The organism is Psychrobacter sp. Arc29 (assembly GCF_041431175.1).
In the GTDB taxonomy this organism is placed as follows: Bacteria; Pseudomonadota; Gammaproteobacteria; order Pseudomonadales; family Moraxellaceae; genus Psychrobacter.
Map to the genome: position 1 here is coordinate 155,188 of NZ_JASMRR010000008.1, position 11,957 is coordinate 167,144.

At 43.5% G+C, this 11,957-nt stretch carries 7 protein-coding genes and 1 pseudogene; 4 read left to right on the forward strand and 4 right to left on the reverse strand.

Annotated features, from left to right (window positions below; translation table 11 throughout):
- Positions 1–58 precede the first annotated feature (58 nt).
- Positions 59–2,260 (reverse strand): heavy metal translocating P-type ATPase, encoded by a 2,202-nt coding sequence (locus QO189_RS11710; RefSeq protein ID WP_102083145.1) that lies wholly within the window; start codon positions 2,258–2,260, stop codon positions 59–61.
- A 142-nt stretch (positions 2,261–2,402) separates the two neighbouring features.
- Between QO189_RS11710 and cadR the strand changes: the two genes are divergently transcribed.
- Positions 2,403–2,813, forward strand: coding sequence for a Cd(II)/Pb(II)-responsive transcriptional regulator (gene cadR / locus QO189_RS11715; RefSeq protein WP_007394845.1), 411 nt, complete (start codon positions 2,403–2,405; stop codon positions 2,811–2,813).
- 146 nt (positions 2,814–2,959) lie between these two features.
- Here cadR and QO189_RS11720 read toward each other — a convergent pair whose 3' ends face one another.
- Both QO189_RS11720 and QO189_RS11725 read right to left on the reverse strand, forming a co-directional pair.
- Positions 2,960–3,682: a CHAP domain-containing protein gene (locus QO189_RS11720; protein WP_201620403.1), complete on the reverse strand. Its 723-nt coding sequence runs from the start codon at positions 3,680–3,682 to the stop codon at positions 2,960–2,962.
- Positions 3,683–4,478: 796 nt separating this feature from the next.
- Complete coding sequence (locus QO189_RS11725) at positions 4,479–5,123, reverse strand: DUF411 domain-containing protein (protein ID WP_082787298.1); 645 nt, start codon at positions 5,121–5,123, stop codon at positions 4,479–4,481.
- Between the two features lie 239 nt (positions 5,124–5,362).
- Between QO189_RS11725 and lnt the strand changes: the two genes are divergently transcribed.
- Positions 5,363–6,931, forward strand: a complete 1,569-nt coding sequence (gene lnt, locus QO189_RS11730; protein ID WP_371532843.1) for an apolipoprotein N-acyltransferase — start codon at positions 5,363–5,365, stop codon at positions 6,929–6,931.
- Positions 6,932–7,071: 140 nt separating this feature from the next.
- Here lnt and QO189_RS11735 read toward each other — a convergent pair.
- A pseudogene (locus QO189_RS11735) lies at positions 7,072–8,296 on the reverse strand (IS3 family transposase).
- 218 nt (positions 8,297–8,514) lie between these two features.
- Here QO189_RS11735 and QO189_RS11740 point away from each other — a divergent pair.
- Positions 8,515–9,396: an IS982 family transposase gene (locus tag QO189_RS11740; RefSeq protein ID WP_371532844.1), complete on the forward strand. Its 882-nt coding sequence runs from the start codon at positions 8,515–8,517 to the stop codon at positions 9,394–9,396.
- 113 nt (positions 9,397–9,509) lie between these two features.
- A complete protein-coding gene (locus QO189_RS11745) occupies positions 9,510–11,681 on the forward strand; it encodes a protein-disulfide reductase DsbD domain-containing protein (RefSeq protein ID WP_371532845.1) in 2,172 nt (723 codons plus the stop codon).
- Positions 11,682–11,957: the final 276 nt, after the last annotated feature.

The window sequence follows — 11,957 nt, forward strand, 5'->3', positions numbered from 1 at the left end:
TAGAACCCACCCCCGAAATCTGCTGCTATCTCTAGTTTTTAATTGATTTCGAAGGGTTTTATTTAACTACTTTAGGCGGATTTACCAGTGGAGGCGCTCCCTTAAAGCGCAGTAAACGTAACGCATTAAGAGTAACGAGCACTGTTGCTCCAGCATCAGCTAGAACCGCAATCCATAGTCCAGTAATGCCGAATACGGTCGTGATCAGAAAGACGCCTTTGAGACCCAAAGCGAAAATGACGTTCTGATGAATGTTGCGCATGGTGGCACGTGAAAGTGCGATGAGATGAGCCATATCCGTAACACGACTTTTTAATAATGCGATATCGGCCGTCTCAATGGCCACATCGGTACCACCACCCATCGCGATGCCAACATCGGCAGTTGCTAGCGCTGGCGCATCGTTAATACCATCACCAACCATCGCTATTTTGCGGTTGTTCTTCATCTCGTTAAGCAGGCGCAGTTTGTCCTCAGGCAACAGCTCAGCTTCCCATTCCACGTCTAAATTACTGGCAAGTGCTTGAGCGGTTAAGCGGTTGTCGCCTGTTAGCATGACGGAGCGCACACCCATCGCTTTGAGCTGAGCCACACCTTCATGAGCGTCGTCTCGTAATTCGTCTCTTAGCGCGATTAATCCAAGCACTTCACGGTTTTGCTCATCGAAAAGAACAGAGACGGTCTTACCCTCATTTTGCAGCGCCTCAATTTGCGCCTGTTGTGTGGATGAAATCAATGCCTCATCGGCTGCGTAAACAGGCGAACCGATAGCTAGCGCGCGCTCCGCGACAGTTGCGTGTACCGCTTTACCCGCAGTAGCAGAAGCTTTGGAAGCCACAGGTATAACAACTTTAGCGGCTTCAGCATGGCTGACAATGGCTTCAGCAAGTGGGTGACTAGAACCAGTCTCCACACTGGCAAAAAGTGCCAATATCTCATCTTGACCTTGAGAATTCTGACCTTGAATACTTGAGTCCTCTTGTGTAAAGGCAACAACATCGGTCACGCGTGGTTTGCCTTCAGTTAAAGTGCCTGTCTTGTCAAAAGCGACCGTCTTCACTTGGCCGATAGTTTCTAAAGCACTACCGCCTTTGATCAGCAAGCCACGGCGCGCACCAACAGCAAGACCAGAGGCGATGGCAGCGGGTGTTGATAGTACAAGAGCACAGGGACAGGCAATCAGCAACAGTGCTAGACCGCGATACAACCAAGTCGACCAATCTCCACCCATGGCTAACGGTGGAATGATAATAATTAGTGCGGCAATAGCCATCACTGCCGGTGTGTAATAGCGACTGAATTTCTCAATAAAACGGGCAGTGGGTGCTTTGGAGGCTTGGGCTTGCTCTACCAGCTCAATAATGCGCGAAATGGTGTTATCGGCGGCTGTCTTTTCTACGCGCACTTGGAGCACACCATCGATGTTAATTGACCCTGCAAATACATTGTCACCCATCGTCTTGGCAACAGGAACAGACTCTCCCGTCACGGGCGAATCATCAAGGCTGGACGCACCTTGAACAATGGAACCATCAGCAGATACCCTATCTCCAGGACGCACCAGCACAAGGTCATTCACTTGTAATGAAGTCGCTGGAACGTTACGCTGCCCACCTTGAGCATCAAGTAAAATTGCACTTTTCGGAACCAGCGATGATAAGGCTCTGATGCCAGCGCGAGCGCGATCAGCAGCGATACTCTCAAACAGTTCACCGATTGAGAACAAAAAGACAACCGCTGCGGCCTCTTCAGCTTCACCAATGATAAGTGCGCCAAGCACGGCGACGGACATCAGCGTTTCAATTGAAAAGAATGAACCTGTTTTAGCCAGTGCTAAGGCTTTGCGCGCAAATGGAAAAACGCCTACAATCACAGCGATGGCAAACACCCATATCCCATAAGCGGGCAACAGTAGTGACAGTGCATAAGCGCTGCCCATCAAAATACCGAGGCCAACAACCTGTTTGCCTTTTTGAGTTTGCCACCATTGCTTATCCTGCGGAGCCATCTGATTGTCGCTGTCAATATCAATAGCCGATACAGTTTGTTGACCAGTATTGGCAGAGATGCCGAACCCTAGGCTTTTGATTGTTTTTTCGATATCACTAGCCTGAGTCGGCGCACCAGGGGCTAAATTTAGCTCTAGCGTTTCTGTAGCGAAATTCAGCTGAACATCAGAAACCCCAGGCATACGTTTCAAAGCTGTTTCAATCTTGCCGATGCAACTGGCACAGTCCATACCTTCAATATGATATTTCATAATAATTTACCCTTTGAATAATGATATTATGAACCCTATAGTGGCTTTAGAGTCAAGGTTATTTATCTACAGTTTCGTAATTTTAATTTCTCTAGCGCTAGTCTTTACAGCCACTTTAATTATTTAAATCATAGAGGTTGTTATGACAATCAAAATTGGTGAGCTCGCTAAACGCACAGGTGCCACAGTAGAAACCATTCGCTATTATGAAAAAGAGCGTTTATTACCCGAGCCTTTTCGTAGCGAAGGGAATTATCGTTTATATAATGAAGAGCACATTGAGCGTCTACAATTTATCCTACATTGCCGTACGCTCGATATGGCTTTAGATGATGTGCGAATCTTACTTGAATACTGGGAGTCGCCTGACAAGGACTGCGGCGATGTGAATAACTTGCTAGATGAGCACATTCATGCTGTGGAAATACGAATGGAAGAACTGATGCACTTAAAGCATCACTTGACCGTTTTGCGCCAGAAATGTGCAAGTAGTGCACCAGCGTCATCATGTGGCATTTTAAACGCGCTTGTCGATAACTCCTGTCATGAGTAATGATATCAGTAGTGTTCATTTCTGACGGATCAAATCATGAAAGGTTAAATACGCCCTGATGTTAAGCACAAAAAACCCAGCAATGATATTAAGATCACTACTGGGTTGGAGGAAATAACAACTATGTTGTGCTGACTTAGAAAGTCTTATTTATCATTCATAGCAAGGTAGATATTACGATCTGATGCGGATGCGTCATCCACGTATTTTGAATCGCGCCATGTCGTATAAGCATAGACACCACTGTATGGGCTGATGCTGTTCTGACGGAAATCAGAAATCCAATTTTCGCCATCAAATATTTGGATATGGCCATGCGGGCGCTTTGATGAGCGATCATAGACAATAACATCACCTACTTGGGTTGGCATATCATTACTGATTTTGCTGAAACCTGCTTTCTCAAGCGTGCCACGAGTGGCGTACTGATAGGCTGAAGGATTGGGTGTAAATTCATAACCAGCTGATTGTAGTGCTTTACGTACGTAACGGGCACAATATCCAGAGCTGCCAGATAAAGCCACTTTTGAGGCGCGAGCAGCAGCGATAGCGGGGGCTGAATTGCTGTCAGGAACCTTATTGACTTGCTGCTGTTGTTTTTCAGCGTATAAGCGGCTGTTTAATGATGAAAGCTGATTCTCTTTTTGCTTGGCCTGCGCACTTAGGTTGCTAATTGCTTGACTAATTTCATCATTATTAGAAACATAAGCACCACTTTTGGTGCTATAGATGTTTTTTGATGAACCGTAGTTTGATGCCACAGAAGTATTGGTGATGGTATTATTTGTTTGAGAGATTGTGATAGCAGCACCACTCGTTTGTGCTATGCCCATACCCAGTACTGACAAAATCAATAAAGCCTGTTTCATAAATCTAATACCTACGGTTAATTCAAAATCGTCTGTTATCAACAACAGCGCAGTCAATTAAATCTCAATAACTCAAGTATATATATGTCATAGTGACTGATACTTCTGCTGCATATTATTCATATAAAAAATGATTATTGGCGATCACAGCTCATTGAAGTCTTACGAAGCTGTTACAAATCAAGCTGCTGACCAAAACACAAAGCCGACTTTAGCATAGGCTGTTTAGCCTGTCATCCCCCTTAAAAACCCCAAAAATACTTTTTTGATGTCGAAAAAATTGCTAATATCCCACATTTTACAATGTAAGTTTGTGTAACATGTACAGAATATAGCTGACTAGATTGACCACAATTTCTACTGTTTTATAAGCAAAAAAACGTCTGAGGGTTAAATCTATAATTTAGATTTAACCCTCAGACGTTTTTCTATTAGATGAAGTAATTACCCTATATAGGGTCTAACTAATTATTAAGATAATATAATAATTTATAATATTGATATAGATGTTAATTCCCTACTGGCTTATGTAATATTACGTAATTGTTTCGATACATCCTGTATATTCTTGTATTAACCCTTAGTTATTTATCTATTTTAAGGGTTAATAACCGATAAATCCGCTTACATTGTCATCAAAAGTTACAAATTCAAAGTTATTTTTAATTTTAAAGTCGCAATAGCTAATGAATTTTTTGATGAAGAATCATTTTATAAGCAATAGAACAGTCTTATACTTGCTTCATTCGCTTTTAACGCTAACACTATAATCAAAGTATTCTTAACTGCTAACACACTATAATTGCTGCTCTACCGATTCAATATCAGCATAAACTTGGGTCGTCCCGTCTTTATTGAGTTGCATAACCTGATAGGGCATGAATTTATTTTGATACTCCATACCCGGGCTACCAACAGGCATGCCAGGTACGGCAAGACCCATAGCTTGTACTGGCGGATTTTCTAAAAACTGCGCCATATATTTAGCGGGTACATGACCTTCAAAGACGTAACCATCAGTAGTGACTACAGTATGGCAAGAACGCATTTCATTTGGAACGCTGTAGCGCTCTTTAAATACGGCTAAGTCCGCAACATCTTGCGCGGTTGCACTTAGACCATTATCTTCTGCATGACTTATCCATTCTTTACAGCAGCCGCAATTGGCATCTTTATAGACAGTGGCTGAGACGTTTTTTAGTAGGTCTGGTTTACTTACTGATGTCATCATAGGAGTATTTATAACGTTTGGTTCAGCTGTCTTCGGAACAGTCACTACATCTTCAGTTGATGCCGATGTTGTGCTTGCATCAGATACGCCACTACTCGGTTGGCTACAAGCAAATAGTGATGAGGCGGCAAGTAATACTAACGTACTACGCAACCCCTTAGACAGATAACGATTGAATATAAGACTGGATTTTATTTTTAAGGGGGTCATAGTGCTCTCTCATGTACTGTAGATATTGTGAGCTATAGAAGGTCAAGTAACACTTCATATCGTTTGGTAATGTAGCATAATAACCCATCAAACGGAGTACGTAAATTTATCCATTGAGCAGTGCGGACTGGTATCATAAGCAGTTTTCATTTTGAAATGCTGCCTGTAGTATTAACAGGTCTATCCGAGTTTTGGATTTTGATTAAAAATTCAAGGCTCATAATTTTGGATAATTTGCGATGCGTTTGTCTACTATTAATCTACAAAAGCGTTTGAGTACTCACTTAAATCAATTACCGCTATCGCTTACGCTAGTAGCAGCATGGCTTGCAGGAGCTATTTTTTTATTTTCGCTAGCGCCTTATGGGTTTTGGCCGCTAGCAATAGTATCACCAGCGATTTTATATGCGCTGTTGGTACCAAATATGAGTGGTCGTCGCGCTTTTATTATCGGTGAAGCTTACGGTATGGGGCTATGGTGCGTCGGCGGCTTTTGGCTCTATACTGCCATCCATGATTATAGCGATACTCCAACGTGGCTCGCATTGATTATGATTGGATTGATGGGTCTCGGTATGGGACTGTTTCATGGATTTTTAGCACTAGTCTTTAACCGTATGGTAGGCAAACAACCCTTTTCATTTGCTGCTCTTTGGGTGCTACAAGAATGGTTAAAAACTTGGTTATTCACAGGCTTTCCGTGGCTGTTTGTTGGTTATGCATTTACTGAAGAGTATTGGTTATCGTCCTTAGCACCCGTTGCTGGTGTTTTTGCCGTCTCTTTTGTTGCCATACTATTGGCTGCAAGTTTAGTAGAGCTACTGCTTCGACGCAGTAGTTATGCCGTCGTTTCTGTACTGTTATTAGCCATTAGCACATCATTATGGCTGGTCAATCCGCAATGGACAAAACCTAAGGGCACACCTGATCTGTCAGTGTCATTGATTCAAGGTAATATTTCACAAGATATAAAGTGGCTGACGCAATATCAAGTAGAAACGCTAAAGATTTATGCGAAGTTAACGCGCACTGAGTGGGGACGTGATGTGGTGGTGTGGCCTGAATCATCTATTCCGATGTTTCAGGATGAGGCTGCGGGCTTTATTAGTGAAATGATAGAAATGGCCAATGCGACCAATACGACATGGATAACTGGTATCCCTTATAAGGATAAAGCGGCATTCAATGCCAGTACGGATAAGTATCCCCCATTTTACAATAGCGTGATTGCTCGAGGTGTAGAAGCGGAAGGCCTATACAAGAAGCAGCGTCTAGTGCCTTTTGGAGAGTATATTCCATTTGAAGGCGTGCTCGATATTTTCCCAAGTTTGGCCGGTAGTCAGGATATTAAGAGCTATAGTCGTGGTAGTGATCAGCAGTCACCGCTAAAGGTGCGTGAACACAATATAGGGACGGCTATCTGTTATGAGGTAGCTTATCCAGATACCACGCGTAAAAATGCCATCGATACTGACTTTTTGTTGACCGTCTCTAACGATGCCTGGTTTGGCACTTCAGCAGGACCATTGCAACATTTGCAAATGGTACAAATGCGCGCGCTTGAGAACGGGCGCTGGTTTATTCGAGCGACCAATACTGGTGTTACCGCTATCATTAACCATAAAGGTCGTATTGTAAAACGCGCACCGCAGTTTGAGCGTACTGTACTACGTGGTGAGATACAGGCACGGGTTGGTAACACGCCCTTTATGCTTATGGGAAATTATCCTATCTTGATAATAATAACCTTGTTATTACTACTAAGCTATTTTGGCAAAGGTCTAACCACACTTAGAAGACGAGGGTAATAGTAAACTTAATCATAATAATTTAATCAGTGTAAGTTTTTTATTTTTTCTAGGTAACGTCCTAACGCACGTAAATATAAAAGTTTTAAACTATTGACCCCTGCCGTCAAATCCGTATACATAAACTTGGGAGATTTTAATTACGCAGCTTGACGATAATAATCAAACCACACCTGTCTTGGCGATTGATAGCCCAAACCCTTTTGAATCCTCGTCTGATTGTAGTACAGCTCGATATAACTGATAATATCATTGATGGCTGTGAACCTTGTTTTATAGTCTTGATGATATACCAGCTCATTCTTTAATGTGCCCCAGAAGCTTTCTATCGGAGCGTTATCGAAACAGTTGCCTTTGCCGCTCATTGAGCCTATAAATTGATGCTGCTTAATGGTCTTGTGGTAGGCGTGACTGCAATACTGACTGCCTCTGTCTGAATGAACGATTAGCCCTTTGCTTGGACGTTTATTCTTGATGGCCATATTTAGTGCTTTGCAAACTAAATCTGCGGTCATACGCTTGTTAATAGCGTAACCGACAAGCTCTTTGGTGTATAAGTCTTTGACCCCTGCTAAGTACAGCCAACCCTCATTCGTCCAGATATAGGTGATGTCGCTGACCCACGACTCGTTAGGGCGCTTAGCATCAAACTTCTGATCCAGTACGTTTGGATAGACCAGCTTGTTGTGATTGGAGTCGGTGGTGACTTTAAAGCGCTTATGACTACGACATTTAATGCCGTGTTGCTCTTTGATGCTTCTTACCATATACAGGCTAATGTTATGGCCTTGCTCGCTTAGATGAGCATGCAGTCGATCTGCGCCATAACGTTCTTTCGTTTCATTGTGAGCCGCTTTAACCAGTAATTCAGACTGGTTGCGATGTATCTGTTGCTCGCTGAGATCACGACTTAGCCAGTCGTAATAGCTTGATGGCTTAACCCTTAACACACGGCACATAGTGGTGATGCGAAAGAGGAACTGGTTGTCTTTGATAAAGGCGTACCTGACTAACTGTTTCTCGCGAAGTACGCCGTCGCCAACTCGAGCATAGCTCTCCCCTTACGTCGGGGCGAAGCAGTGCTTCGCTTTATCCCTCCTCATTTAGTATTTCGCGTTCCTCTTCGGCAACTTTAAGCTGTCGCTTTAGGCGTTTTACCTCTTCAAGCGCACTCATAAGTTCAGGGTCATACTGCTTTGTTCCTACAAGCTTGCCTTGATTAGCTTTGTTCTGCCAGTTGGATAGCGTTTGCATGGCGATGCCAAGTTGCTTTGCGGTCGCTGAAATATTGCCGTTGTTATCCGCTATCTTCTTGACGGCTTCAGCTTTAAATTCGTCACTGTAGGTTCTTACTTTCTTGGTCATGGTAAACTCCTGTCAATACGCTTAGTTTACCAAGTTTATCTCTACGGTTTCTTCAGCATAGCTCACCATGATTTTGTATCCCTTAATAGTATATTGTAGTATGTTGTATATAATATAACCCCAGTTCGGGATAAGGCCTCAAAAAAAAGATAAAAAAAGAAGTCCAAAGTTGCTAAAGTAAGTTTACCAAGACCACTTAAGCAAAAAGGACTTCTTACATGGACAACCTAACCGAACTATACTGCCATATTGACGACTTTTATCAGCAATTCAAACCTGAGTTTGACGCTCATTTAATCGCAACGGGCCGTCAACGGCTAAGAGCATGCCAGATAAGTGTAGCAGAGATTATGACCATCTTGGTACTGTTTCATCAACTGCGGTATCGACAGTTTAAGTCTTTTTACTACCATCACATGCTTGGCATGATGAAACAGGAGTTTCCAAATCTGCCGAGCTACTCGCGATTTATAGAGCTTGTGCCGCGCAGTATCATGCCACTGTGCAGCTACTTGCAAAGCATGATGGGCGACTGTACGGGTATCAGCTATATTGATTCAACCAAGATAGCAGTTTGTCATAACAAACGTATCTACCGTCATAAAGTCTTTAAGGGACTTGCAACCCGAGGCAAAAGCAGCATGGGCTGGTTCTATGGCTTTAAGCTACACGCCATTATCAATCATAAGGGCGAGCTTGTATCTGTTAAAGTCACTGCGGGTAATACGGATGACAGAGTGCCTGTTAAGGATATGGCAACGTCTGTGTTTGGCAAGGTGTTTGGGGATAGAGGCTATATCAGTAAAGCCCTAAACGAGTGGCTCACAAAACACAGTGATACTACGTTGATCACTAAACTTCGGCGTCATATGAAACCCCAATTACTTGAGCCTATGGATGAGGTACTACTCAATCATCGCTCTTTGGTTGAAACGGTGTTTGGGGAGCTTAAAAACTTGTGCCAAATCGAACACTCACGCCATCGTAGTGTCACGGGGTTTATCACAAACTTGCTGTCAGGTTTAATTGCTTATTGCTGGTTTCCCTATAAACCCACCATCAAAAATATGCCTCAGCAGGGACAGGTAGCAACATTGTAAATAGTGTCAATGAGTTACAATGTGGCTTATCCCGAACTGGGGTTGTAAATAGACAAGTCCATACAGACAGTGAATTGGTCAATTCGAATATTGGAAATAATAGGTAGCCCTTCATGTCCCTTAAGAGCGCAGAAAAGTCTCCGTCATTAACGCAAAATAAATCGTCGAAAAAATCTTATCTGTTGGCGTTCGCTTTCAGCGCGGGTTCATTATTGACAGGGCTAGCAGCGACTGGGCTGACGGCCGTGCCAGTGGCATCGCAAGCGGCAGGATTGGGCGATTTATTTAGCAGTGATAAAAGCGCGACCCAACCGAAATTTTTGCCTGTTGATGAAGCGTTTCAGGTCAGTAGCAGTAGTAAACCTGTCAATAATGGCACGCGCTTAGCCATTAACTTTGACATTACGCCTGAGCACTATGTTTATAAAGACCAAATTAAGCTAACGTTGCCTGCTGGCGTGAGTGCCGCACCTTTTAGCTTTAGCCAAAAGCCTATCTCCATAGATGATCCGACCTTTGGTCAAGTATTGGTCTTTGACCAAGCCAATATGGTTGCTACTACCATTTTGAGCAATAGTAATGGCAAGGCGATAAATAATGCCGCTGTAACGATAGGTTGGCAAGGCTGTGCCAAAGCAGGACTTTGTTATCCACCGGAGAAAATAAAAACCACGGTCAATATTGCTGCTGCGTCACAATCGGCAGCCAATAGTTCAAGTAGCACTGCTACAGATTCTGCGAGCAATAACAGCAATGTAGAAACTGCGCAAGCCTCTACAGATGGGACAGATATCGATAGTATTGCTACAGAGCAAACTATGCCAGATGACGAGGTGATTGATTATGCATTGTTAGATGACGAAGCGTTAGATGCAGAGCTTGGTGCAATCAATACCATCTCTGGAGCCGATGAAGAAGTGGTAGGCGATAATGTCACAAGTGAAGCAGCGAACAATGACGCTGTCATAAATAATGCTGCTGCAACAAACAATACCGTTGTCGTTGATAACGCCATTAATAGTGACCCTTTTGGCTTAGCTTCGCATCCGTGGTTGGCATTGGTGTTATTGTTCTTGGCAGGGTTGGTCTTGGCATTGACGCCATGCGTGTTACCGATGCTACCGATTGTTGCCAATATCGTCGCGCGTGAAGACAATCCAACGGTAAAACGCGGTGTTATTTTGACCACCAGCTACGCTATTGGTGTTGCCATCGCTTATGGTATTTTAGGCGCGGTCATTGCGGTATTTGGCGAATCGTTAGGCATTATCGGTTGGCTACAAAATCCGATTATTTTAATTGGGTTTGCCATCGTTTTTGTCTTATTAGCCCTTTATATGTTGGGCGTATTTAGCATTCGTCTGCCGAGATTTATCAGTAGTAAAATGCAGGGTCTAAGCCAAGCGGGGGATAGCAAGCTTGGTAGTACGGGCGGCAGTTTAATTGCGGGATTCTTATCGGCGCTCGTGGTATCGCCTTGTGTTTCGGCACCCTTATTTGGGGCGCTGCTTGCTGTATCAACGATTGGAAGTCCATTACTTGGCTTTGCGGCTTTATTTATGCTCGGTTTTGGTTTATCAGCGCCGCTTATTTTAATCGGCGCGACCCAAGGTAAAATCATGCCAAAAGCAGGCGAGTGGATGAATTGGGTCAAGCAGGGCTTTGCTTTGTTGCTTTTTGCCGTGGCATTGTTATTAATTGAACGCGTCTTTATCTCGCCTGTGATGCTGATGGTTTGGGCGCTGTGGTTTATGGTCGTGGCGATGTGGGCGTGGAGCTGGCTAGGCAAAGGTCGGATGCTGACCCAAGCGCTAGGCTTAATCGCTGGTATTTGGGCGACGTGTTTAATCGTCGGCGCCGCATTGGGTAATGATGATAGTTTACATCCGCTTGCCTCCCTAACTGCGGTTCCGGTGCTGCAGACAACTGCTGGTCAACCAGCCACCAGTAATGCAACCGATAAGACGGTCACGACGCTGGCTGAGCTAGACACTATTGTCGCCGCCAATCCTAAAGTTCTGGTCTTTATCACCGCCGAATGGTGTATTGCATGCCGGATTATGGATAAAAACTTATTTCATAATCGTCCTGCGCAAATGCAAGATTGGCAATTGGTCAAACTTGATATCACAGAGACTACAGCGGATTCAAAAGCAATCTTAGCGCGTTATAAATTGTTTGGTCCGCCAGCATTGCTGTATTATCAAGACGGTCAATTGGTCAATCAACAAGTGGGTGAAATCGGGCGCGCAGCGTTTGAGCAAACCTTAACCGCGCTAAATTAATCGTTTAAATGTAGATAAATTCCACATCATTTCTACCCATTAAAAAGCCAACTTCCTGTGATAGTAGGACGTTGGCTTTTTCAATCTTACTAAATAGCCTTTTTAACATAGACGCTAAATCCTTGGTTTAGCATTATTTATTACTACTTACTTTGCTACTTACCTTATTATTTACATCAGTATTTGCTCGCAATAACGCTAGGGTGTGTTGACAATTACCGTAAATGGATAATCGTCGCTGCTAAATAGATATTAGCAGCAAACGACTCATCCGTT